The organism is Streptomyces sp. NPDC001292, assembly GCF_042896465.1.
Taxonomy (GTDB): Bacteria; Actinomycetota; Actinomycetes; order Streptomycetales; family Streptomycetaceae; genus Streptomyces.
This window is the reverse complement of record NZ_JBIAXG010000059.1, coordinates 15,163-39,604: the sequence shown is the minus strand read 5'-3', so window position 1 is coordinate 39,604 and position 24,442 is coordinate 15,163. Positions and strand designations below refer to the sequence as shown.

The window sequence follows — 24,442 nt, the reverse complement described above, 5'->3', positions numbered from 1 at the left end:
CGGGAGTCCTCCCGGACGGGGCGGTCGTCGGTGAAGCAGGAAACCCAGCGGGCGACCGCTGGAATCCCCCGCCTTTAGGCGGGGGAGGAAGTCAAGTTGTGGGGAAGTGCGAGAAGAAGAAGAAGGAAGAAGGGGGGCCGGAGGGAACGCACCGTGCCGTAGCGGGCGTCCGCGGGAACCGGGTCCTGCGCGGACAGACCTGTCAGGCGTCGAGGAGGGCCAGACGCAGGGTGCGCTCGGCGAGTTCGCTGATACGGATGCCGTCGAAGCCGAAGACCGCGCTGCGGACCGTGTCCTCGAGGGGGTCCTTCCACTGGGCGGGGACGGCCGCCGCACCCGTCATGACGCCGGCCACCGAGCCGGCCGTCGCACCGTTGGAGTCGGTGTCCAGGCCGGCGCGCACGGTCAGCGCGATGGTGCGGGTGAAGTCGCCCCTGCCGTAGAGCAGGCCGGCCGTGATGACGGCGGCGTTCGGGACCGTGTGGATCCAGCCGAGGCCGGCGGTCTCGCCCGCGAGCGTGCCGAGCGCGTCCTCCCAGGGCAGGCCGGCCCCGTGCAGGGCGACCGCCCGGCGTACCGCGCGGGCAAGGCGGCTGCCGGCCGGGACCACCGTCAGCGCGGTGTCGACGGCGGCGCGGACGGTCGGTGCGGTGAAGGCCGCCGCGATCAGTGCCGCCGCCCACATGGCGCCGTAGACGCCGTTGCCGGTGTGCGACAGCACCGCGTCGCGGCGGGCCAGCGAGGCGGCGTGGCGCGGGTCGCCGGGGCTGGTCCAGCCGTGGATGTCGGCGCGGATCAGAGCGCCGATCCATTCTTGGTACGGGTTGTCGTACGTGGCCGTCAGGGGCGGCTTGAGACCGTTCGCGAGATTGCGGTACGCGGCCCGCTCCGCGGTGAACGTCTGCAGGTACGGCAGGCGCCGCAGCCACAGCTCGCCGACCTGCTCGGTGGTGAAGCCGAAGCCGTGCGTCTCCAGGAGCTCCAGGCCGAGGATCGCGTAGTCGACGTCGTCGTCGCGGCAGCTGCCGTGGATGCGGCCGCGCACGCAGCTTCGCCACTCGGGGCGCAGCGGCGGGTCGTCGTCGCCGGCCGCTTCGGGCAGGTAGTCGGTGAGCGGGAGCGCGTCGGCCGCGCGCAGGTAGCGGTCGATGCGGTCGCGCGTCCACACCTCGCCCTGCTCCACCGGCTTGCCCAGCATGTTGCCGGCGATCCGGCCCAGCCAGCCGCCGAGAACGCGGTCGGCGAGTCCTGGTCCGGTGTCCACAGCGGTCATGGGATCCGGTCTACCGGATTCCGGGGGCGGCCGCGCGCGGTTCCGGGCACGTCAGGGGCTTCTCAGGGTCCGGGCGGGGCATGACGGCGGGGGTGGTCGCCGGTTAAGGTCGCAGCGGCGCGACTGGCCCTGACGTGCGGGGCCCGGAGAGCAAGGGGATGTCAAGGTGGCGGACGCTGCAGTGCACGGCACCCGGAGGGTGCTGGTTGCCGCGGACAAGTTCAAGGGCTCGCTGACGGCCGTGCAGGTCGCCGAGCGTGTGACGGCCGGGCTGCGCCGGGTCGTGCCGGACGTGGAGGTGGAGGCGCTGCCCGTCGCCGACGGTGGCGACGGGACCGTGGACGCGGCGGTCGCGGCCGGGTTCGAGCGCCGGGAGGTACGGGTCGCGGGTCCCCTCGGGGACGAGGTGACGGCCGCGTTCGCGCTGCGCGGCGACACGGCGGTCGTGGAGATGGCCGAGGCCAGCGGGTTGCAGCGGCTGCCGGCCGGTGTGTTCGCGCCGCTCACGGCGTCCACGTACGGCTCCGGGGAGCTGTTGCGGGCCGCTCTGGACGCGGGGGCGCGCACGATCGTGTTCGGCGTCGGCGGGAGCGCGACGACGGACGGGGGCGCGGGGATGCTGGCCGCGCTCGGGGCACGGTTCCTGGACGCGGACGGGCAGTCGATCCCGCCCGGCGGTGGGGGACTGGCGGAACTCGCCCGGGCGGACCTGTCCGGGCTCGACCCGCGCCTCGCCGCCGTGGAGCTGGTGCTCGCCAGTGATGTCGACAATCCGCTGACCGGGCCGAAGGGCGCCCCGGCGGTCTACGGGCCGCAGAAGGGTGCCTCGCCGGACGACGTGGAGACGCTGGACGCGGCGCTCGCGCACTTCGCGAAGGTGCTGGAGGGTGGGAGCGCGGTCGGGGGCCGGGCTGCCGAGTACGCGGCGTCGCCGGGGGCGGGTGCGGCGGGTGGTATCGGGTTCGGGGCGATGCTGCTCGGAGCGCGGTTCCGGGCCGGGATCGAGGTCATGCTCGACGTGCTGGGCTTCGCTCCCGCGCTGGGGCGGGCCTCGCTGGTGATCACGGGTGAGGGCTCTTTGGACGAGCAGACGCTGCACGGCAAGGCGCCGGCGGGGGTCGCGGCGGCGGCGCGGGCCGCGGGCAAGGAGGTGGTCGCGGTCTGCGGCCGTCTTGCGCTGGACCCGGAGGTTCTGGACCGTGCCGGGATCCGGCGCGCGTATGCGCTGACCGAGGTCGAGCCGGACGTGGCGAAGTGCATCGCGGATGCGGGGGCGATTCTGGAGCGGGTGGCTGAGGGGATCGGCCGCGACTGGCTGAGCTGACGCCGAGCCTCGCCCACCGGCCCGCCCGGCTTGCCGGGTTTGAGGGTGACTGTTTCCCGGGGCTCCGCCCCAGCCCCGGCGCGGCGGGGCTCCGCCCCGGTGCATGGCCCACCGGCCGGCCCGGCTCGCTGGGTGTGAGGGTGACTGTTCCCTGGGGCTCCCGCCCCGGCCCTGGGCGGGGCTTCGCCCCTGCACCCCGCCGGGGCTCCTCCCCGGTCCTGCGTACCCGGCCGCCCGACTCGGTGAGCGTGAAGGTGCCGTTCCCCGGGGCTCCGCCCCGGCCCCCGGCGGGGCTTCGCCCCCGCACCCCGTCCCTGCGCCCCTGCACCCCGGCTGGTCTGCGTCCTTGCACCCGGCGAGGCCTCGCCCCTACTCACCGCCGGGGTTCTCGGTACCTCCCGGTGCTCGCGCGCGGCTCCCCTCCAGGGTCCCGGGACCCGGGGCCCGGCGGGGCGCAGGGGCATGGGGAAGGGCCCCGAACCTCGCGGTTCGGGGCCCTTCCCCTCGGCAGGCGCAGCGGAGCGTTACGGCTGGGCCGCCCGTGCCTCGCGGCGGTTGTCGCGGAAGTTGTTCACTCGGCGGGCCGTGGCGAACAGGGGGATCACCGCGCCCATGACCAGTTGCAGGGCGCAGCCGGTCTGGAGGAGGAGTTGGCCGCTCGGGGCGTCGAAGGCCCAGGCCGCCAGGAGGCCCATGGACAGGACGATCCAGGACAGCATCGCGACCGCCAGGCGGCCCCTCGGCTTCGGGTACTCCACCCGGCTCACCATCAGCCACGCGGTGCCCAGGATCGCCAGCAGCGTGGCCACGAAGGGCAGCTCCAGCAGGACGATGGAGACCACCGTCAGCGCGCCGAAGGGTGAGGGCATGCCCTGGAACATGCCGTCCTTCAGCGTCACGCAGGAGAATCTCGCGAGCCGGAGGACCACCGCCAGCAGCACCACGATCGCGCCGAGGGCCGCCACCCTCTGGTGGGCGTCGTCCGCGACCATGCCGTAGACGAGGACGAAGTACGCCGGGGCCAGGCCGAAGCTGATCAGGTCGGAGAGGTTGTCCAGCTCCGCGCCCATGGGGGAGGAGCGCAGCTTCCTCGCGACCAGGCCGTCGAACAGGTCGAAGACCGCCGCGCACAGCATCAGGATGACCGCCGTGGCGGCGCTGTGCCGGGCCATGCCCGCCGACTCGTCGTTGCCGGTCAGGTGCGGGATCAGGATGCCGGTGGTGGTGAAGTACACGGCCATGAAGCCGCAGGTCGCGTTGCCCAGGGTGAGGGTGTCCGCTATCGACAGGCGCAGCGAGAGGGGCATCTCCTCCTCTTCGTCCACCTCGTCCGCCTCCGGCACCCAGCCGGCCTGGGTCTCGGGATCAATGACGGTCAATTCGAGTCACCCCAGCCACGGTCTTCTGGCCGACCTCGACCGCGACGTCCACACCCTCGGGCAGGTAGAGGTCGACGCGCGAACCGAAACGGATCAGACCGATCCGCTCGCCCTGCTCGACCTTGGTGCCGGACGGGATGTAGGGGACGATGCGGCGGGCCACCGCGCCGGCGATCTGGACCATCTCGATGTCGCCGAGCTCGGTGTCGAAGTGCCAGACGACCCGCTCGTTGTTCTCGCTCTCCTTGTTGAAAGCCGGAACGAACCCGCCGGGGACGTGCTCGACGGACGTGACCGTGCCGGCGAGCGGGGCGCGGTTGACGTGGACGTTCAGCGGGCTCATGAAGATCGCGACGCGGGTGCGGCCGTCCTTCCACGGCATGATGCTCTGCACCACACCGTCGGCGGGCGAGATGACCCGACCCTGGGCGATCTCACGCTCGGGGTCGCGGAAGAACCACAGCATCCCCGCCGCCAGCGCGGTGGCGGGAACGGCTACGGCCTTGGCGGCACCCGAGCGGCGGGCGCGGACGAGGCTGACGGCTGCGGTGGCGACGGTCGGAAGAAGCCACGGCGATGCTCCGCGCGCAAGGCGTACGCCGGCCAGGCTGTCACGATGTGCAGAGGTTTGGCTGTGGGGCATGGATGACCTTCGTAGCGGATGATGCCGCGCTTTCGACGGGGGACGGCGGCTTTCCGCGATCGTAGCGGTTAAGGGCCACAACTGGGTAAGCCGAGCTGCCGAGTCGGCAGCCGAAGACCGCTGACGGGGTGTGATCTTCTTCTCGAAGAAAACACCCCGTAGCCGGACATTCAGCCCTGGTACCGATACTCTTCGAGCAGTCTGCGACCGATGATCATTTTCTGGATCTCGGCGGTGCCTTCACCGATGAGCAGCATGGGGGCCTCGCGGTACAGGCGCTCGATCTCGTACTCCTTGGAGAAGCCGTAGCCGCCGTGGATGCGGAAGGCGTCCTCCACGACCTCCTTGCAGTACTCGGAGGCCAGGTACTTCGCCATGCCGGCCTCGAGGTCGTTGCGCTCGCCGGAGTCCTTCTTGCGGGCGGCGTTCACCATCATGGCATGGGCGGCCTCCACCTTGGTGGCCATCTCGGCCAGCTTGAACTGGATGGCCTGGTGCTGTGCGATCGGCTTGCCGAAGGTGTGGCGCTGCTGGGCGTAGGCGACGCCCAGCTCGAAGGCGCGCTGGGCGACGCCGCAGCCCCGGGCGGCGACGTTCACGCGGCCGACCTCGACGCCGTCCATCATCTGGTAGAAGCCGCGGCCGGTGACGCCGCCCAGCACCCGGTCGGCCGGGACGCGCAGCCCGTCCATGATCAGCTCGGTGGTGTCGACGCCCTTGTAGCCCATCTTGTCGATCTTGCCTGGGATGGTGAGGCCGGGCCGGACCTCGCCGAAGCCGGGTTCCTTCTCCACCAGGAAGGTCGTCATGGACTTGTGGGGCGCGGTGCCCTCGGGGTGACCCTCGTCGCTGCGGACCAGGACCGCGACGAGCGAGGAGGTGCCGCCGTTGGTCAGCCACATCTTCTGGCCGGTCAGGACGTACTCGTCGCCGTCCCTGACGGCCTTGGACGTGATCGCCGACACATCGGAGCCCAGGCCCGGCTCCGACATCGAGAAGGCGCCGCGGACGTCGCCGGCCGCCATGCGGGGCAGGAAGTGGTCCTTCTGTTCCTGCGTGCCGTGCTGCTTGAGCATGTACGCGACGATGAAGTGCGTGTTGATGATGCCGGACACCGACATCCAGCCGCGGGCGATCTCCTCCACGCACAGCGCGTACGTCAGCAGCGACTCACCCAGGCCCCCGTACTCCTCGGGGATCATCAGACCGAACAGGCCGAGTTCCTTCAGGCCGTCCACGATCGCTTGCGGGTACTCGTCGCGGTGCTCCAGCTCGGTCGCGACCGGGATGATCTCCTTGTCGACAAAGTCCCGGACGGTGGAGACGATCTCCTGCTGCACGTCCGTCAGACCGGCGGTCTGAGCGAGTCGGGCCATGGCCTACTTCCCCTGCTCCCTGAGTTCCGAACTGGGTGTGCCGCCCCGCAGGGGCGTCGTTTGAGGGTGGTGGTGGGAGACGGCCGGGCGGCCGGGCTGCTCGCCGCCGCGCTCCTTGGTGTACGCCTCGGTCGGCACCATCACCTTGCGCCGGAAGGTGCACACCAGCGTGCCGTCCTGCTTGTAGCCCCTGGTCTCGACGTGGACGATGCCGCGGTCGCTCTTCGACTTCGACGGCCACTTGTCCAGCACGGTCGTCTCGCCGTAGATCGTGTCGCCGTGGAAGGTCGGCGCCACGTGCTTGAGCGACTCGATCTCCAGGTTGGCGATGGCCTTGCCGGAGACGTCCGGGACGGACATGCCGAGCAGGAGGGAGTAGATGTAGTTGCCCACGACGACGTTCTTGCCGAAGTCGGTCGTCTTCTCGGCGTAGTTGGCGTCCATGTGGAGGGGGTGGTGGTTCATGGTCAGGAGACAGAACAGGTGGTCGTCGTACTCCGTGATCGTCTTGCCCGGCCAGTGCTTGTACACCGCCCCGACCTCGAACTCCTCGAAGGTCCGTCCGAACTGCATGCCGCTCAGCCCTCCGGGATCTCGAACTTGCTGGTGCGCCGCATGCCCGCCGCGCGGCCCTTGCCCGCGACGACCAGCGCCATCTTGCGGCTGGCCTCGTCGATCATCTCGTCGCCGAGCATCGCCGAACCCTTCTTGCCGCCCGCCTCGGACGTGCAGTACTCGTACGCGTCCAGGATCAGCTCCGCGTGGTCGTAGTCCTCCTGGGAGGGCGAGAAGACCTCGTTGGCGGCCTCCACCTGACCGGGGTGCAGCACCCACTTGCCGTCGAAACCGAGCGCGGCGGCCCGTCCCGCCACCTCGCGGAAGCCGTCGACGTTGCGGATCTGAAGGTAGGGGCCGTCGATCGCCTGGAGGTCGTTGGCGCGCGCGGCCATCAGGATCTTCATCAGGATGTAGTGGTAGGCGTCCGCCGGGTAGCCGGGCGGCTGCTCGCCCACGACGAGCGACTTCATGTTGATCGACGCCATGAAGTCGGCCGGGCCGAAGACGATCGTCTCGATGCGCTCGGAGGCCTGCGCGATCTCGTTGACGTTGTTCAGGCCCCGCGCGTTCTCGATCTGCGCCTCGATGCCGATGCGGCCCACCTCGAAGCCCATGGTCTTCTCGATCTGCGTCAGCAGCAGGTCCAGCGCCACGACCTGCTGGGCGTCCTGCACCTTCGGCAGCATGATGCAGTCCAGGTTCTGGCCCGCGCCCTCGACCACCGTCACGACGTCCCGGTACGTCCACTCGGTCGTCCAGTCGTTGACCCGGACCACCCTGGTCTTGCCCGACCAGTCGCCCTCGTTGAGGAACTTGACGATGGTGTGCCGCGCCTCCGGCTTGGCCAGCGGCGCGCAGGCGTCCTCCAGGTCCAGGAACACCTGGTCGGCGGGCAGGCCCTGAGCCTTCTCCAGGAAACGGGGGTTCGAGCCCGGTACGGCCAGGCAGGAGCGCCGCGGGCGCAGGCGGTCGACCTGAGGATCAGGGAGGGGCGCGGCGGAGCCGCTCGTTGCAAGGGTGGTGGCGGGCGACGGGCGGGCGGTCATGCGGGGACCTCCAAGGGGTCGAGCTTGTTCGCTTTCCGGATCTCGTCGACGATACGGCCGATGATCCCGGTGATGTCGAAGTCCTTCGGGGTGAAGACCGCGGCCACTCCCGCGGCCCTGAGCTGCTCGGCGTCACCGCCCGGGATGATCCCGCCGGCGATCACCGGGATGTCGGCGGCGCCGGCCTGGCGCAGCCGCTCCAGCACGTCCGGCACCAGCTGGGCGTGCGAGCCGGACAGGACGGACAGGCCGACCGCGTGCACGTCCTCGGCGAGGGCCGCGTCCACGATCTGCTCCGGTGTGAGCCGGATGCCCTGGTAGACCACCTCGAACCCGGCGTCGCGGGCCCGGACGGCTATCTGCTCGGCGCCGTTGGAGTGCCCGTCCAGGCCGGGCTTGCCGACCAGGAAGCGCAGCTTGCCGACACCGAGGTCCCGGGCCGTCAGTTCCACCTTGCGGCGCACTCCGGCCAGGGCCGAGCCCTCCTCGGCGGCGACGGCCACCGGAGCCGACGACACGCCTGTGGGCGCCCGGAACTCGCCGAACACCTCGCGCAGGGCCCCGGCCCACTCGCCGGTCGTGACACCCGAGCGGGCGCACTCCAGTGTGGCCTCCATGAGGTTGTCGGTGCCCCTGGCCGCCTCCTTCAGCCGCTCCAGCGCCTTGCAGGGGCGCGGGTGGTTGAACGGCGGCTGGTAGCGGGTGTCGCGCCAGTGCCGGAGCGAGGCGGTCACGCGGGCCTCGACCGCCGGGTCGACCGTCTGGATCGCGGTGTCCAGATCGGCGGTGAGCGGGTTGGGCTCGGTGCCCTCGAACATGTTGACGCCGACGATCTTCTCCTGACCCGACTCGATACGGGCCCGGCGCTCGGCGTGCGAGGCGACCAGCTGCGACTTCAGGTAACCGGACTCCACGGCGGCCATCGCGCCGCCCAGCTCCTGGATGTGCTCGATCTCGGCGAGCACCGCCTCGACCAGCTCCGCCACCTTCGCCTCGATCACCGTCGAGCCCTCGAAGATGTCGTCGTACTCCAGCAGGTCCGACTCGTACGCCAGCACCTGCTGGATGCGCAGCGACCACTGCTGGTCCCAGGGCCGGGGCAGGCCGAGGGCCTCGTTCCAGGCCGGCAGTTGCACGGCGCGCGCGCGTGCGTCCTTGGAGAGGGTGACGGCCAGCATCTCCAGGACGATCCGCTGGACGTTGTTCTCCGGTTGTGCCTCGGTCAGGCCCAGGGAGTTGACCTGGACGCCGTAGCGGAAGCGGCGGTGCCTGGGGTCCTCGATGCCGTACCGCTCGCGGGTGATCCTGTCCCAGACGCGGCCGAACGCCCGCATCTTGCACATCTCCTCGACGAAGCGGACGCCCGCGTTCACGAAGAAGGAGATGCGGCCGACGACGTCGCCCATGCGCTCCTGCGGCACCTGGCCGCTGTCGCGCACCGCGTCCAGGACGGCGATGGCGGTGGACATCGCGTACGCGATCTCCTGCACCGGCGTGGCGCCCGCCTCCTGGAGGTGGTAGCTGCAGATGTTGATCGGGTTCCACTTGGGCATGTGGGAGACCGTGTACGCGATCATGTCCGTGGTCAGCCGGAGACTCGGACCCGGCGGGAAGACATGGGTGCCGCGGGAAAGGTACTCCTTGACGATGTCGTTCTGGGTCGTGCCCTGGAGCTTGGTGACGTCCGCGCCCTGCTCCTCCGCGACGACCTGGTAGAGCGCCAGCAGCCACATGGCCGTGGCGTTGATCGTCATGGAGGTGTTCGTCCGTTCCAGGGGGATGTCATGGAACAGCCGGCGCATGTCGCCGAGGTGCGCGACCGGCACGCCGACCCGGCCGACCTCGCCGCGGGCGAGGACGTGGTCGGGGTCGTAGCCGGTCTGCGTCGGCAGGTCGAACGCCACCGACAGACCGGTCTGGCCCTTGGCGAGGTTGCGCCGGTACAGCTCGTTGGAGGCCTCGGCCGTGGAGTGGCCGGCGTAGGTGCGCATGAGCCACGGCCGGTCTCTGTCCCCGTGCGCCCGCGGTGTCTGACGCTCACTCATGTGCGCCTCTCAGATGTTCCGGAAGCGGTTGATGGCGTCGATGTGCCGGGCGCGCATGGCCTCGTCGCGCACGCCCAGGCCCTCCTCGGGAGCCAGGCACAGCACGCCGACCTTGCCCTGGTGCAGGTTGCGGTGCACGTCGTACGCCGCCTGCCCGGTGTCCTCCAGGGAGTAGACCCGGGACAGCGTCGGGTGGATCTTGCCCTTGGCGATGAGCCGGTTGGCCTCCCAGGCCTCGCGGTAGTTGGCGAAGTGGGAGCCGATGATGCGCTTCAGGGACATCCACAGGTAGCGGTTGTCGTACTCGTGGGTGTAGCCCGTGGTGGAGGCGCAGGTGACGATGGTACCGCCCTTGCGGGTGACGTACACGCTCGCGCCGAAGGTCTCGCGGCCGGGATGCTCGAAGACGATGTCGACGTCCTCGCCGCCGGTGAGTTCGCGGATGCGCTTGCCGAAGCGCTTCCACTCCTTGGGGTCCTGGGTGTGCTCGTCCTTCCAGAACCGGTAGCCCTCGGCGGTACGGTCGATGATCGCCTCGGCGCCCATCGCGCGGCAGATGTCCGCCTTCTGCTCACTGGAGACGACGCAGACGGGGGTAGCGCCGCCGGCGAGGGCGAACTGCGTGGCGTAGCTGCCGAGGCCGCCGCTCGCGCCCCAGATGAGCACGTTGTCGCCCTGCTTCATGCCGGCGCCGTTGCGGGAGACCAGCTGGCGGTAGGCGGTGGAGTTGACCAGGCCGGGGGCGGCGGCCTCCTCCCAGCTCAGATGGCCGGGCTTGGGCATCAGCTGGTTGGACTTGACGAGCGCGATCTCGGCGAGGCCGCCGAAGTTGGTCTCGAAGCCCCAGATGCGCTGCTCGGGGTCGAGCATCGTGTCGTTGTGGCCGTCGCTCGACTCCAGCTCGACGGACAGGCAGTGCGCGACGACCTCGTCACCGGGGTGCCAGGCGTTGACGCCTGGGCCGGTGCGCAGGACGACGCCGGCCAGGTCGGAGCCGATGATGTGGTAGGGAAGGTCGTGGCGCCTGGTGAGCTCGCTGAGCCGGCCGTAGCGCTCCAGGAAGCCGAACGTCGACAGCGGCTCGAAGATCGAGGTCCACACCGAGTTGTAGTTGACCGAGGAGGCCATGACGGCCACCAGGGCCTCGCCCGGGCCCAGCTCGGGCAGCGGCACCTCGTCCAGGTGCAGGGACTTGCGCGGGTCCTTGTCGCGGGTGGAGAGCCCGGCGAACATCTCCGTCTCGTCCTTGTGCACGGTGATCGCGCGGTACGACTCGGGCAGTGGCAGGGCGGCGAAGTCGGCGGGCGTGGAGTCCGGCGACTGGATGGCGTCCAGGATGTCCTTCACGGTCACGGTGTTGCCTCCGGCGATGAGCGCCCTGAGGGAGGGGCGCTGAGGTTTGCGTCGGTGCTGCTGAGGGGTGGTGAGGGGGCCGTCGGTCCGGCCGGGTGCCGTCGGTTCGGCGGTGGTGCTTCGGCAGCGCTTTGTGGCGCGGGAGGTTGCCTGTGACGCAGGCGTCCGGGCGTGCGAGCCGCCATCGGCTCGCTGGGACAGCCGGCGTGCGTGCGGTTCTCCGCGCGCCGGCCGCCCGGACACCTCCAACGTATGACACCGCGTGTCACCCGGCAAGGCACTGAGTGTCAGAATTTTCGCTCAGACGAAATCTTTACGCAACAAATGAGCGATGATCGATCGAATCGGCCCGCCGAGCGGGTGAAAAGGGCTCCGACACGCCAAAACGGCCACCCCTGTGGGGTGGCCGTCCGTTACGTGGTTCTCGTCGTCCCGAGGCGGTACGTGGCTCTCGCCGGTCGCGAGGCCCTCAGCGCTCTTTCAGCGCCTCCTCGATGGTCCGCATGACCTCTTCCAGCGGAGCGTCGGTGCGGGCGACCGCCACCAGCACCTCGCCCTGGGACACCGCGGCCGAGGGCCCGGAGGCGGACCCGGGCGCCGCGGCGCGGCCGGCCCCGATCCCGGTGCCGAACGTCCTGCGCACGATCGCGAAGGCGTGGTCGAGCTGCGCCTCGACGTCTCCCTGGCCGTCGGCCCGCAGCCAGCGCCGCAGCACGTGGTTGTGCGCGGTGACCACGGCCGAGGCGGCGACCTCCGCGAGCAGCGGGTCGTCGTTGGCGTCGTCGGCGTGCACGCGCTCGTCGAAGTGGCCCAGCAGATAACGCGTGAACAGGCGCTCGTAGCGGGCCACGGAGGCGATCTCCGCCTCGCGCAGCGTGGGCACCTCGCGGGTCAGCTTGTAGCGGGCGACCGAGATCTCCGGCTGCGCCGCGTACATCTTCATGACTTCCTTGATGCCCCGGCACACCGTGTCGAGCGGGTGCTCGTGCGCGGGGGCCGCGTTGAGGACCGCCTCGGCGCGGATCAGAGTGTCGTCGTGGTCGGGGAAGATGGCCTCTTCCTTGGAGCGGAAGTGCCGGAAGAAGGTGCGCCGGGCGACCCCGGCCGCCGCGGCGATCTCGTCGACCGTGGTCGCCTCGTACCCCTTGGTCGCGAACAGCTCCATCGCGGCGGCCGCCAGCTCCCGGCGCATCTTGAGCCGTTGGGCGGCCGCGCGGGAGCCGGCGGCGCTCTCCGGCGCGTCGGGCGTGGCGGGTGTACGTGTGGACCTGGCGGGCTGGGGCATGACCCGAACGTACTGCATTCGCGCAGCCCGGTGCGCACGTCCCCGGGTTCCTCCGTCCTCGGCGGACGGGGGAGCGGCCGCCGGCTCCAGCAGGCCGCCCCACTCCCGCCCGTCTGCGAACCGGTCGCCGGACCGGTCAGCGCCGGGCATACTCGCGGAAACCGCGGCCGGTCTTGCGGCCGAGGCAGCCCGCGGCCACCAGATGCTCGAGGAGCGGCGCCGGGGCCAGGCCCGGGTCGCGGAACTCGCGGTGCAGGACCTTCTCGATGGCCAGCGAGACGTCCAGGCCGACGACGTCGAGGAGTTCGAAGGGGCCCATCGGGTAGCCGCCGCCGAGCTTCATCGCCGCGTCGATGTCGTCCAGGGACGCGTAGTGCTCCTGCACCATCTTGACCGCGTTGTTGAGGTACGGGAACAGCAGGGCGTTGACGATGAAGCCCGCGCGGTCCCCGCAGTCGACGGCGTGCTTCTTGATCCTGACGCAGACCTCGCGGACCGTCGCGTGGACGTCGTCCGCCGTCAGCACCGTGCGGACGACCTCGACCAGCTTCATCGCCGGTGCCGGGTTGAAGAAGTGCATGCCGATCACCTCGTGCGGGCGCGAGGTGGCGCGGGCGCAGGCGACCACGGGGAGCGAGGAGGTGGTGGTGGCCAGCACCGCGCCCGGCTTGCAGACCTTGTCCAGCGCCGCGAACAACTGCTGCTTCACCGCCAGGTCCTCGGCGACGGCCTCGACCGCGAGGTCCACGTCGGCGAAGCCGTCGAGGGTGCCGGTCGCCGTGATCCGGTCCAGGGTCTGCGCGGCGGCCTCGGCGGTCAGCCGGCCCTTGTCGACAGAGCGCGAAAGCGACTTGCCGATACGGGCCTTGGCGGCCTGCGCCTTCTCCGCGCTGCGGGCGGCCAGCACGACTTCGTACCCGGCCTTCGCGAACACCTCGGCGATGCCGGAGGCCATGGTGCCCGAGCCCGCGACGCCGACGGAGCGCACCGGGCGGCCGGGGGCGAGGATGTCGCCGGACGGCGGGGTCAGCGCGTCCCGCACGACGGTGCCGCTGCCCGGGGCCTCGTAGGTGTAGAAGCCGCGGCCCGCCTTGCGGCCCGTCAGGCCGGCCTCGCTGAGCTGCTTCAGGATGGGCGCGGGGGCGTGCAGCCGGTCGCGCGACTCGGCGTACATGGCCTCAAGGACCGTGCGCGCGGTGTCGACGCCGATCAGGTCGAGCAGCGTCAGCGGGCCCATCGGCAGGCCGCAGCCGAGACGCATCGCGGCGTCGATGTCCTCGCGGGAGGCGTACTTCCCCTCGTACATCGCCGCGGCCTGGTTGAGGTAGCCGAACAGCAGCCCGTCGGCGAGGAATCCGGGCCGGTCGCCGACCGGGACCGGCTCCTTGCCCAGTTCGAGTGCGAGGTCGGTGACCGCCTGGACGGCCTGCGGGGCGGTCAGCACCGAGGAGACGATCTCGACGAGCCTCATGGCCTGCGCGGGGTTGAAGAAGTGCAGGCCGAGCACCCGCTCCGGGTGGGCCGAGTCGGCGGCCAGGCGGGTCACCGACAGGGCGTTGGTGCCGGTGGCCAGGATCGCCCCCGGCCGCACGATGCGGTCCAGCTCCCGGAAGATCTGCTGCTTGGTCTCGTACGACTCCGGCGCCACCTCGATGACCAGATCGGCAGCGGCCGCCGCGGTCAGGTCGGTGCAGGTGCGCACGCGGGCGAGCGCGTCCGTGCGCTCCCGCTCGGTCAGGCGCCCGCGTTCCACGGCGCGGGCGGTGGAGTTCTCCAGGGCGGCGACGCACCTGGCGGCCGCCGCCTCGCTGACGTCGATACCGACGACCTCGCGGCCCGCGCGGGCCAGGACCTCGGTGATGCCGGTGCCCATGGTGCCGAGGCCGACGACGGCGATCGTCTTCAGCGGGGACAGGGAGGTGTCGGAGAGGGGAGTGGCCATCGCGGACTCCAGGAATGAGGGTGACGACTGGGAACGCGTCCCGGTGCGCCGACGGGCGCACCGGGTGCGGGAGGAAGGGGGTGCGGGTGTTGCCGGGCCGAACGCGCACATGCCCGGCACCGGTCGCCGCGGGCGCCTGCGCGCCCGGCAGGCGGCGAAGGCCGACCGGCTCTGTCCCGAAGCCGGGTCGTGCTGCGGTACTCGGTGTACCGAACCGACAACACTCGCGGTGGCTGCGTCACCAGGCCACTGCGAGAGGGTGCGAGAGGGTGTCTCGCTCGTCTGAGCTTAACCGGTGGGTAACGAGCGCGCCACCCCCTCGAGTTTGTGATGTACGTCCCGCGCGGCGGGCCGCGACCCTAGGGTGGCTGTCGTGGACGAAGAGTTGCGATCGCTCACGGAGCGCTTACGGCAGGAGACGGGCGGATCGGCGGCGTACGAGCATCTGGTGGCCACCCGGGACCCGGACGAGCTGGCCGAGGTGCTCACGGCGCCCGGGCAGCCCCTGTGGGCCAGGGAGCTGGCCGCGTTCCGTCTCGGCCTCGCTGGGGACCGGCGGGCCTTCGAGTCCCTGGTCCTGCTGCTGAACCACCGCGACCCGCAGCGGTGCGTCGGTGCCGCGTACGCCCTGGCCCGGCTCGGCGACCCCCGCACCGCCCGCGCCGCGGCGGCCCTGGCCACCAACGAGCTGCGCGTCGCCTACGCGCTGCATCCGGTACGGCTGCTGGTGGAGCTGCGGGCCCCCGAGTCCGTGCCCGCCCTGATCACCACGCTGGAGCGCCGGCTCCGCCCGCACGACCCCTACCGCCGGGTGGCCCTGGCCTGTGTGGAGGGCCTGGGTGCGCTCGGCGACGTCCGGGCCCGCTCCGTCCTCACCGAGGCCCTCGCCCACCCGGCCCTGGCGGAGGCGGCGGTCGACGCCCTGTCCCGCATCCCGAAATCCGGGTGAGCGGCCGGGACCCGAGGGGGCACGCGGACGGGTCCGCCGGCCCCGCGCGGGAAGACCTCACTCCGGCAGCACGGCGAACGCCTCGACCTCCATCAGGAACTCGGGGCGGACCAGGGCCGCGACCTGGACGGCCGACGAGGCGGGCAGGCGGTCGTCGGCAAGGTGGGCCGCGCGGGCGGCGCGGATGGCCGGGAGGTGGGCCGTGTCCGTGAGGAAGTAGGTGAGCTTGACGACGTTGTCGAAGGTCGCGCCGGCGGCGGTCAGGCAGCGGCGGAGGTTCTCGAAGATCTGCCGGGCCTGCGCTGCCGGGTCGCCCTCGCCGACGAGCTCGCCGTTCTCGTCCAGGGCGACCTGGCCGGAGATCGCGACGAAACGGCCGGTGCCCATGACGACATGGGAGTAGTGCGCGGCGGGGGCGACCCCGTCGGGGGCGGGGATCCTGGTTGGCTCACTCATGCGTCCATGGTGGACCATGCGCCCGGCAACCATGATCCGGTCACCGCCCCCGACGGGCCGTCAGGCCGCGTGCCGCGGCCGGGCCGAGCCCGTTCGGCCGCTCACCCGCGGAAGCGGACGAGGTCGTGCAGCGCCGCCCCGCGCGCGGCACCGGACGGAGAGGTCGCCGCGGCGGACGCCGCCGCGCTCACCGGCTTCGGGTCGGGCAGCCTCTGGCACACCGCGTCCGCGACACCGTGCCCGCGCGGCACCTTGCCGTTGGTCAGGTACGTCGCCAGGTGCTTGTCCAGGCAGGCGTTCCCGCTCAGCGTAATGCCGTGGTTGCCGCCGCCCCGCTCGACGACCAGGCTGGAGTTCCGCAGCAGACGGTGCACCGTGACACCGCCCTGGTACGGGGTGGCCGCGTCGTCGGTCGCCTGGAACAGCAGCACCGGCGGCAGCTTGCTGTTGGCGACGTTCACCGCGCGCTTGGCGGAGACCGGCCAGAAGGCGCAGGGTGCGTTGTACCAGGCGTTGTTCCAGGTCATGAACGGCGCCTTGGCGTGCACGGCCCAGTTGTCCTTGCGCCACTGCCGCCAGTCGCGCGGCCACGAGGCGTCACGGCACTGCACGGCGGTGTAGACGCTGTAGCCGTTGTCGCCGGAGGCGTCCACGGCGGCGAAGTTCTCGTACGCCTCGACCAGCGGGCCGGTCTCCCTGTCGTTCGCGTACGCCGCGAACGCCTGGGCGAGATAGGGCCAGTAGCCGTTGTAGTAGCCGCCCGGGATGAAGGTGTCCTCCAGTTCGGAGGCGCCGACCTTGCCGCCCGCGGGCTTCTTGGCGAGCGCCGCCCGCATCGCGTACCACTTGGCCTCGATCCCGGCCGGGTCCGTGCCCAGCCTGTAGGTCGAGTCGTGCTTCGCGATCCACGCCAGGAAGGCTTGCTGGCGGCCCTCGAAGGCGTAGTCCTGCTGGATGTTGTTGTCGTACCAGACGCCGGTCGGATCCACGATCGAGTCGAGGACCAGCCGGCGCACCCGCTCGGGGAAGAGCTTGGCGTACACCGCGCCGAGGTAGGTGCCGTAGGAGTAACCGAAGTAATTGATCTTCTTGGCGCCGAGGGCACGGCGGATCGAATCCATGTCGGTCGCCGCGTTGACCGTGTTGATGTGCGGCAGCACGCTCGCGTACTTCTTGCCGCAGGCGGCGGCGAAGGACTTCGCGCGGGCGAGGTTGGCGTTCTCGATCGCGGGCGTGCTCGGCAGCGAGTCCGGGCGCACCGGCTTGAAGTAGCCCGGCTTGCAGTCGAGCGCCGGTGAACTCCTGCCCACCCCGCGCGGGTCGAAGCCGATGACGTCGTACTGGGCCGCGACATCCTTGGGCAGCGAGGAGGCGACGAAACCGGCGAGCGACAGCCCGCTGCCGCCGGGACCACCGGGGTTGACCAGCAGGGGGCCCTGATAGGTCTTGGCGGTGTGCGGGACGCGGGACAGCGCCAGCGTGATCTTCTTCCCGGACGGATGTCTGTAGTCGAGCGGCACCTTCACGGACCCGCACTGGAGGGTCGGATAACGGGTGGTGCCGCACTTCTGCCACGTGACCTTGGCGGCGGATGCGGCGGATACGGCGGCTGCGGGATGCGGCGTGCTCGCGTCGGCGGGGACGGCCGTGAGGGATCCGGCCATGACGACGGCGGCACCGCACAGCACGGCAGCGCTTTTTCTCATAAGTCCTCCCAGGACGGAGAGGCTGCGGACCGCGGTCTCGCGGTCCTCGCCGCATCGTCCCGGAAAGAACTAGCGGAAGAACGCGTTCTGACAATTCTTGACCCAATTGGGCCGGGTGATGCGCTCCAACGATCTCAAATGAGCGTGAGTTGAGTCGGTTCGGGCATCGAGGGCGGTGTCGGCTCGGCCGGCTGGATACGGCGGGCCGTTCCCGCGCGCGCGGGGCCGATCCCGTACTCCCTTGCCAGCTCGTGCACCTGACGGGTGATCCGGCGCTGGTACCACTTGGGGGCGTAGGCGCCCTCGGCGTACAGCCGCTCGTAGTGGCGCACGAGGTGCGGGTGGTGCTGTTCGAGCCAGGCCATGAACCATTCGCGGGCGCCGGGCCGCAGATGCAGTACCAGCGGTGTGACGGAGGTGGCCCCGGCCGCCGCGACCGCCCTTACGGTCGCCCTCAGTTGGGCCGGCCGGTCGCTCAGGAACGGGATCACCGGCGCCATCAGCACCCCGCAGCCGATGCCGTGCTCGCCGAGGGTCCGTACGACGTCCAGGCGCCGCTCGGGCGCGGGGGTGCCGGGTTCGACGGTGCGCCACAGCTCGGTGTCGGTGAAGCCCACCGAGACGCAGACGCCCACGTCGGTGACCTCGGCGGCCTGGGTGAGCAGGTCCAGGTCGCGCAGGATCAGTGTGCCCTTGGTCAGGATCGAGAAGGGGTTCGCGTGGTCGCGCAGCGCGGTCAGGATGCCCGGCATCAGCCGGTAACGGCCCTCGGCCCGCTGATAGCAGTCCACGTTCGTGCCCATGGCGATGTGCTCGCCGTGCCAGCGGCGCGAGGCCAGTTGGCGGCGCAGCAGCTCCGGTGCGTTCACCTTGACCACGATCTGGGTGTCGAAGCCGATGCCCGTGTCGAGGTCCAGGTAGCTGTGCGTCTTCCTCGCGAAGCAGTACACGCACGCGTGCGTGCAGCCGCGGTACGGGTTGACCGTCCACTCGAAGGGCATGCGCGAGGCACCCGGCACCCGGTTGATAATCGAGCGGGCCCGGATCTCGTGGAAGGTGATCCCGCGGAATTCGGGGGTGTCGAAGGTCCGTGTGGTGACCGCGTCCGCCCCGAAGAGCGCGGCGTCGGCCCGGCCGTGACCGGGGTCCCCGGAGTTCCCCGGGTCCACGGTGAGGTTGTCCCAGCGCATGACGCCTCCTCGGTAGTGCCGCCCACAGAATAGAACACATGTTCCCTTGATCGTGCGGGTGACCGTGAGGACGCCGTTCCCGATCGCCCGCTGTGCCGGGTCCGAGCACTTGCCCGGGCCCCGATTTGGGGGGTCGGGCGGCGGGGTGATTGGCTTGCCCCAAGCCTGAGAACGGATGTCCTGGAGGAAGCCATGGCGCAGGTCGAGGCCACTACGGAGCGGGTCGTCGCCGCCGACGCGGAGACGGTGTTCGACGCGGTCGCCGACTACAGCGGCACCCGCCCGAAGGTGCTGCCCGAGCACTTCAGCGAGTACGAGGTACGGGAGGGCGGCGACGGCGAGGGCACCCTCGTCCACTGGAAGCTCCAGGCCACCAGCAAGCGGGTCCGCGACTGCCTGATGCAGGTCTCCGAGCCCACCGACGGCGAGCTGGTCGAGAAGGACCGCAACTCCTCCATGGTCACCGTCTGGCGCGTCACCCCGGCGGGCGAGGGCAAGTCGCGCGTCGTGATCACCACCACCTGGAAGGGCGCCGGGGGCATCGGCGGCTTCTTCGAGAGGACGTTCGCCCCCAAGGGCCTGGCCCGGATCTACGACGCGATGCTCGCCAAGCTCGCCACCGAGGTCGAGAAGTAGCTCCCCGGAGTAACTCCTCTGCTGACGGGCCCCGTTGGCACCTCACCGGTTCGAGTGGATCTCCCCGCGGACCGGAGGCCCGCCGTAACTCGTCGCCTTGCCCACAGTTGTCGCTTTGCGCGGCAATCGTGCGGCAGGTGCGACGAGGGAGCGGTACGTGGGCGGGATCACTCTGGTGCAGGACGAGCCGGTCGCGGCGCCCCCCAGGATCCCCGCCCCGCCGTCGGCCCCCGCGCCGGGGCTCGGTCCCCGCCGGGTGCGGCTGGTCTTCGTCGGGCTGATGCTCGCGCTGCTGCTGGCCGCGCTCGACCAGATGATCGTCGCCACCGCGCTGCCGAAGGTCGTCGGCGAGCTGCACGGCCTGGACCGGATGTCCTGGGCGATCACCGCCTACCTGCTCACCGCCACCGTCGGCCTGCCCGTCTACGGCAAGCTCGGCGACCTGATCGGCCGCAAGGGCGTCTTCCAGTTCGCCATCGCGGTCTTCGTCGTCGGCTCCGCGCTCGCCGGACGGGCGCAGACCATGGACCAGCTCATCGCCTTCCGCGCCGTGCAGGGCGTCGGCGCGGGCGGACTGATGATCGGCGTGCAGGCCATCATCGCGGACATCGTGCCGCCCCGGCAGCGCGGCCGGTTCATGGGACTCATCGGCGCGGCCTTCGGACTCGCCTCCGTCGCCGGGCCGCTGCTCGGCGGCTACTTCACCGACCACCTGTCCTGGCGGTGGTGCTTCTACATCAACGTGCCCTTCGGTCTGATCACTTTCGCCGTGATCACCGTCGTGCTGAGGCTGCCCCGGCCACGGGGCAAGGCCCGCTTCGACGTGCCGGGCGCGCTGCTGCTGGCCGCCGCCTCCACCTGCCTGGTGCTGCTGACCAGTTGGGGCGGCACCGAGTACGCCTGGGACTCACGGGTCATCCTGGGGCTCGGCGCCGGCGCCGTCGCGGCCACCGCGCTCTTCCTCGTCGCCGAGCGCTTCGCCGTCGAACCCCTCATCCCGCTGAGGCTGTTCCGTGACTCCGTCTTCAACGTCAGCGGCCTGGTCGGCCTCGTCGTCGGCGTCGCGCTGTTCGGGGCGGCCAGCTACCTGCCCACCTTCCTCCAGATGGTCGACGGTGCCTCGGCCACCGAGTCCGGACTGCTGATGCTGCCCATGATGGGCGGCATCGTGGTGGCATCGATCGTCTCCGGGCAGCTCATCAGCCACACCGGCCGCTACCGGATCCACCCCGTCCTCGGCAGCGCCCTGTCCGCCCTCGGCATGTGGCTGCTGTCCCGGCTCGAAGTCGACACCCCCCGGCTCCAGTACAGCGTCTGGATGGCCGTCCTCGGCGCCGGGATCGGCCTGGTGATGCCGGTTCTCGTGCTCGCCGTGCAGAACTCGGTGCGCCCCGCCGACCTCGGCACGGCGACCAGCGCCAACAACTACTTCCGGCAGATCGGCGGCAGCGTGGGCGCCGCCGTCTTCGGCACCCTGTTCGCCGGCCGGCTCACCGACGCCCTGCACGACCGCGTCCCCACGCGCGCGGGTGCCGCCCTCCCCGACCCCGAGTCGATCACCCCGCAGGCCGTGCGGGCGCTGCCGCCGGCCCTGCGCGACGCCTATGTGCGGGCGTACGCGGACGCCATGCCGCGGATCTTCCTCTACCTGGTGCCGGTGCTCGTCCTCGGCCTGCTCATCGCCTTCTTCCTCAAGGAGAAACCGCTGGTGTCCCACAACGCCCATGTGACCGACCCGGAGACCGCGCCGCTGAACCCCACCGTGCCGCAGGCCCGTTCACCCCTCGCCGCCGGTGTGCCCGTCTGCGGCACCGTGCAGCATCCGGACGGCACCGTCGTGCCCCGCGCGGCGCTCACGCTGATCGACGTCGCGGGACAGCAGATCGGCCGGGGTGCGAGCGGCGACGACGGGCGGTACGCGCTGTCCACGCCGGGCACCGGTTCGTACGTCCTGATCGCCGCGGCCGGCGGGCACCAGCCGCAGGCCGTCTCCGTGACCGTCGGCGAGCGGCCCGTCGAACTCGACGTCGTCCTCGGCGGCGCCGGACGCCTCACCGGCACCGTGCGCACCGCCGACGGCAGCCCCGTGCGCGACGCCACCGTCACCCTGACCAATGTGCACGGCGAGGTCGTCGCCAGCACCCGCAGCGGGCGCGAGGGCGGCTACGCCATCACCGAACTCGTCGCCGGGGAGTACACCCTCGCCGCCAGTGCCCCCGCCTTCCGCCCGGCCGCGCTGCCGGTCAGCGTGCAGGCCGCGCGGGAGACCCGCCAGGACGTCGAGCTCGCGGGCGGGGCCGTGCTGCGCGGGACCGTCCGGGCCGGCGGCGGGCGGCCCGTCGAGGACGCGCGCGTGACCCTCCTCGACGCCGCGGGCAACGTCGTCGACACGCTCACCACCGGACCCGACGGAACGTTCCGGTTCGTCGATCTGTCCTCCGGCGAGTACACCGTGATCGCGGCCGGCTACCCGCCCGTCGCCACGGTGCTCCGGGTGGCGGGCGGAGGACGCACGGAACGGGATCTCCAGCTCGGGCACGAGGACTGAGCAGCGCACAGGGGGAGCGCACCACCGCGCGCCGGTGCGCTCCCCCTGACGCCAATTCGAGTATTGCCGCACATCGTGCGGGCCGTCCCCGTACCGTGGTCCCCGGGGGAACAGATCTTGGGGAGCCGTGGGGAGAGGGGCCTGGGTCATGGACCGTGGCACCGAAAGGGACGTACCTCCCGGCCGCGGAGCCGGGGGCCGCGCGGTGGCGGCGGACGTCCCGGCCGGACGGGTCCCGCTGGCCGTGGTCGTGGTCGACCACGACGGTCTGGTGTCGCACTGGAGCAGGGGCGCGCGGCGACTGCTCGGCAGAGCCAAGGAAGAGGCGATCGGCAGGCCGGCGGCCGATCTGCTGCCTGTCGCCGGCGCCCTGCCCGACGAGGCGGACGGCGCTCCCTACCGGCCCCACGGCGGCTACGACGGGCTCGGACCCCCTCTGGAGTCCTCTCTGGACGGACGGCTGTCCTACCCGGCCGCAGGCCGGGCCCGGCTCGCCGTGCCGGAACGGGACCGGGTGGACGTCCTGTGGTGGGCGTACCCGCTGGTCGGCCCCGGGCGGGAGCGGCTGCTGGTGCTCGCCGCCGACGCGGACGGGCTGCGCCACGGCGCCGGGCACGAGGACGCGGACGCTTCCAGGGAGGCGGGCCGGTTCGGCATCGCTCCGGCCTTCGCCCTGCACACCGACTTCCCCGGCGCCGAGGAACTCGCGCGCCGGCTGCCCGAGATCCTGCCCAGCATGAGCGTCGGCGAGAGCGCCCGCATCGTCGCGCAGGTGCTCGAACTGGGCTACCCGGTCCTGGAGTTCAGCCAGAACGACCGGGTGCCCGTCACCCCCGACTGGGGTGTGCCGCGGCGGGCCGGGCGCAGGGCGCGCCGCGAGCGGGCCGCACGGGCGGCGGCCCAGGGGCTGCCCTTCCCGGAGGAACCGGCCGACGACGAGGGCGAGGACCTCGAGTACGCCGCCGTGCGCGAGCGCCTGGAGTTCCTCAACGAGGTCAGCGGCAGGATCGGCACCTCACTCGACCTCGCGCGGACCATCGTCGAGGTCAGCAGGGCCGTCGTACCGCGCTTCACCGACGTGGCCTGCACCTACCTGCGCGAACAGGTCGTCGCCGGCGAGGGGTTCCCCGAGGGCGTGCCCGGCACGACCACCATGTGGCACCGGGTGGCCCTGGAGCACACCGACGAACCCGGCCGCTGGGACGACGTCGTACCGGTCGGCGAGGCCATGCCGTTCCCGGTGGACACGCCGTTCTTCCAGTGCATGACCTCCGGCGATCCGGTGCTCGTGCCGCGGATAACCGAGGAGATGGGCCATGCCATCGCCTCGCAGTTCGAAAAGCGTGACCTCCGGCCGATGATCACCAACCGCTCCATGCTGGTCGTACCGTTGAAGGCGCGCAACGTCGTCCTCGGCTTCATGGCCCTGCTGCGCCACCCCGAACGGGCCGAGTTCAACGACATGGACCGGGTCACCGGCGCCGAACTCGCCGCCCGCGCGGGCCTCGTGCTCGACAACGCGCGCATGTACACGTACCAGGAGAGCGTCGCCGAGACCCTCCAGGACAGCATGCTGCCGAGCATCCCGGCGCGGATGACGGGCTGCGACATCGCCACCCGCTATCTGCCCGGCACGCTGCTCGGCCGGGTCGGCGGCGACTGGTTCGACTCGGTCAAGCTGCCCGGGGCCCGCACCGCCCTGGTCGTCGGCGACGTCATGGGGCACGGCCTGAACTCGGCCGCGATGATGGGGCAGTTGCGGACGGCCGTGCAGACCATGGCCGCGCTCGACCTGCCGCCAGCCCAGTTGCTGCGCAACCTGGACGACCTCGCGCAGCGGCTCGGCGACAGCTACCTCGCGACCTGCCTGTACGCCGTGTACGACCCGATCGCGAGCGAGGTGCGCCTCGCCAACGCCGGCCACATCCCGCCGGTCCTGGTGCGCGCCGCCGACGGCCGCAGCGAGCTGCTGGACCTGCCCACGGGGGCGCCCATCGGCGTCGGCGGGGTGCCCTTCGAGGCGGTACGCGTCCCCGTGCGGCCAGGCGACCGGCTGGTGATGTGCACCGACGGGCTGGTCGAGGTGCGCGGCGAGGACATCGGTGTGGGACTCGCCACACTGTGCGCGTCCGCAGCCCACCCGGCCGCGTCCATGGACGACGCCTGTGACGCGATCATCCGCGCCCTGAACACGCGCGGAGGCCGCAAGGACGACGTGGCGCTGCTGATGGCCCGCCTGAACGGCATCGAGCCGGACGACGTCGCCGAGTGGCGTCTGGCCCGCGATCCGGCCGAGGTGGGCCGGGCCCGCGTCGTGGTCCGCGAGCAGCTGCACGAGTGGGGCCTGGCCCGGCTCACCGACCCCACCGAGCTGATGGTCAGCGAGCTGGCCACCAACGCCGTACGGCACTCCCGTGGCCGCCCCGTCGAACTGCGCCTCGTCCGTGGCGACACCCTGCTGTGCGAGGTGGACGACGACGACCACGACCTGCCCACCCTGCTGAGCGCCGGCCCGGCCGACGAGTCCGGCCGCGGCCTGCGGGTGGTCAGCACCCTCGCCCGGGAGTGGGGCGCCAGCCGTACGAACACCGGCAAGACGGTCTGGTTCGAACTCACCCTGCCCCGCCGCTGACCCGGCCCCGGCGCGCCACCGTTCGAGGGTCCCGCGCCTCCGGTCGCCCTCCCACTCGTGGTTGTGGGGCCGGCCGGGCCGGTAGACCGTAGGCGCCCGTC

At 71.5% G+C, this 24,442-nt stretch carries 18 protein-coding genes; 5 read left to right on the top strand and 13 right to left on the bottom strand.

Annotated features, from left to right (window positions below; translation table 11 throughout):
• Positions 1 to 202: 202 nt before the first annotated feature.
• On the bottom strand, positions 203 to 1,273 hold the full coding sequence (locus ACFY4A_RS37550; protein WP_390833800.1) for an ADP-ribosylglycohydrolase family protein: 1,071 nt from the start codon (positions 1,271 to 1,273) through the stop codon (positions 203 to 205).
• A 181-nt stretch (positions 1,274 to 1,454) separates the two neighbouring features.
• Between ACFY4A_RS37550 and ACFY4A_RS37545 the strand changes: the two genes are divergently transcribed.
• Positions 1,455 to 2,597 (top strand): glycerate kinase, encoded by a 1,143-nt coding sequence (locus tag ACFY4A_RS37545; RefSeq protein ID WP_390833801.1) that lies wholly within the window; start codon positions 1,455 to 1,457, stop codon positions 2,595 to 2,597.
• 524 nt (positions 2,598 to 3,121) lie between these two features.
• On the opposite strand, the gene pssA is transcribed toward ACFY4A_RS37545, so the two are convergent.
• From pssA to ACFY4A_RS37500, 9 genes are all read right to left on the bottom strand, one after another.
• Positions 3,122 to 3,940 carry a CDP-diacylglycerol--serine O-phosphatidyltransferase gene (gene pssA / locus ACFY4A_RS37540; RefSeq protein ID WP_100566767.1) on the bottom strand — a complete coding sequence of 273 codons (819 nt, stop codon included), beginning with the start codon at positions 3,938 to 3,940 and terminating at the stop codon, positions 3,122 to 3,124.
• A 22-nt stretch (positions 3,941 to 3,962) separates the two neighbouring features.
• Positions 3,963 to 4,619 (bottom strand): phosphatidylserine decarboxylase, encoded by a 657-nt coding sequence (locus ACFY4A_RS37535; RefSeq protein ID WP_390833799.1) that lies wholly within the window; start codon positions 4,617 to 4,619, stop codon positions 3,963 to 3,965.
• Between the two features lie 170 nt (positions 4,620 to 4,789).
• Entirely contained in the window at positions 4,790 to 5,995 is a 1,206-nt protein-coding gene (locus ACFY4A_RS37530) for an acyl-CoA dehydrogenase family protein (RefSeq protein WP_390833798.1), read from the bottom strand.
• A 3-nt stretch (positions 5,996 to 5,998) separates the two neighbouring features.
• Positions 5,999 to 6,568, bottom strand: a complete 570-nt coding sequence (locus tag ACFY4A_RS37525; RefSeq protein WP_390833797.1) for a MaoC family dehydratase — start codon at positions 6,566 to 6,568, stop codon at positions 5,999 to 6,001.
• 5 nt (positions 6,569 to 6,573) lie between these two features.
• Positions 6,574 to 7,599: an HpcH/HpaI aldolase/citrate lyase family protein gene (locus tag ACFY4A_RS37520; protein ID WP_390833796.1), complete on the bottom strand. Its 1,026-nt coding sequence runs from the start codon at positions 7,597 to 7,599 to the stop codon at positions 6,574 to 6,576.
• Positions 7,596 to 9,644 (bottom strand): protein meaA, encoded by a 2,049-nt coding sequence (locus ACFY4A_RS37515; RefSeq protein WP_390833795.1) that lies wholly within the window; start codon positions 9,642 to 9,644, stop codon positions 7,596 to 7,598. The genes ACFY4A_RS37520 and ACFY4A_RS37515 overlap by 4 nt, the downstream gene beginning before the upstream one ends.
• Before the next feature lie 9 nt (positions 9,645 to 9,653).
• A complete protein-coding gene (gene ccrA / locus ACFY4A_RS37510; protein ID WP_390833794.1) occupies positions 9,654 to 10,997 on the bottom strand; it encodes a crotonyl-CoA carboxylase/reductase in 1,344 nt (447 codons plus the stop codon).
• 469 nt (positions 10,998 to 11,466) lie between these two features.
• Positions 11,467 to 12,282 (bottom strand): TetR family transcriptional regulator, encoded by an 816-nt coding sequence (locus tag ACFY4A_RS37505; RefSeq protein ID WP_390833793.1) that lies wholly within the window; start codon positions 12,280 to 12,282, stop codon positions 11,467 to 11,469.
• A gap of 136 nt (positions 12,283 to 12,418) precedes the next feature.
• Positions 12,419 to 14,224 carry a 3-hydroxyacyl-CoA dehydrogenase family protein gene (locus tag ACFY4A_RS37500; RefSeq protein WP_390833792.1) on the bottom strand — a complete coding sequence of 602 codons (1,806 nt, stop codon included), beginning with the start codon at positions 14,222 to 14,224 and terminating at the stop codon, positions 12,419 to 12,421.
• Positions 14,225 to 14,597: 373 nt separating this feature from the next.
• On the opposite strand from ACFY4A_RS37500, the gene ACFY4A_RS37495 reads away from it, so the two are divergent.
• Positions 14,598 to 15,173, top strand: a complete 576-nt coding sequence (locus tag ACFY4A_RS37495; protein WP_390833791.1) for an adenylosuccinate lyase — start codon at positions 14,598 to 14,600, stop codon at positions 15,171 to 15,173.
• A gap of 57 nt (positions 15,174 to 15,230) precedes the next feature.
• On the opposite strand, the gene ACFY4A_RS37490 is transcribed toward ACFY4A_RS37495, so the two are convergent.
• The 3 genes from ACFY4A_RS37490 to ACFY4A_RS37480 all read right to left on the bottom strand — a co-directional run bounded on the left by ACFY4A_RS37490 (position 15,231) and on the right by ACFY4A_RS37480 (position 18,525).
• Positions 15,231 to 15,629, bottom strand: a complete 399-nt coding sequence (locus ACFY4A_RS37490) for a RidA family protein (protein ID WP_390833790.1) — start codon at positions 15,627 to 15,629, stop codon at positions 15,231 to 15,233.
• A gap of 101 nt (positions 15,630 to 15,730) precedes the next feature.
• Positions 15,731 to 17,335, bottom strand: a complete 1,605-nt coding sequence (locus ACFY4A_RS37485) for an alpha/beta hydrolase (RefSeq protein WP_390833789.1) — start codon at positions 17,333 to 17,335, stop codon at positions 15,731 to 15,733.
• 134 nt (positions 17,336 to 17,469) lie between these two features.
• Entirely contained in the window at positions 17,470 to 18,525 is a 1,056-nt protein-coding gene (locus tag ACFY4A_RS37480; RefSeq protein ID WP_390833788.1) for an Rv2578c family radical SAM protein, read from the bottom strand.
• Positions 18,526 to 18,717: 192 nt separating this feature from the next.
• Between ACFY4A_RS37480 and ACFY4A_RS37475 the strand changes: the two genes are divergently transcribed.
• The 3 genes from ACFY4A_RS37475 (at position 18,718) to ACFY4A_RS37465 (ending at position 24,341) form a co-directional block, all read left to right on the top strand.
• On the top strand, positions 18,718 to 19,161 hold the full coding sequence (locus ACFY4A_RS37475) for an SRPBCC family protein (protein ID WP_390833787.1): 444 nt from the start codon (positions 18,718 to 18,720) through the stop codon (positions 19,159 to 19,161).
• A gap of 157 nt (positions 19,162 to 19,318) precedes the next feature.
• On the top strand, positions 19,319 to 21,709 hold the full coding sequence (locus tag ACFY4A_RS37470; protein ID WP_390833786.1) for an MFS transporter: 2,391 nt from the start codon (positions 19,319 to 19,321) through the stop codon (positions 21,707 to 21,709).
• A gap of 148 nt (positions 21,710 to 21,857) precedes the next feature.
• Positions 21,858 to 24,341: a SpoIIE family protein phosphatase gene (locus ACFY4A_RS37465; protein ID WP_390833785.1), complete on the top strand. Its 2,484-nt coding sequence runs from the start codon at positions 21,858 to 21,860 to the stop codon at positions 24,339 to 24,341.
• Positions 24,342 to 24,442: the final 101 nt, after the last annotated feature.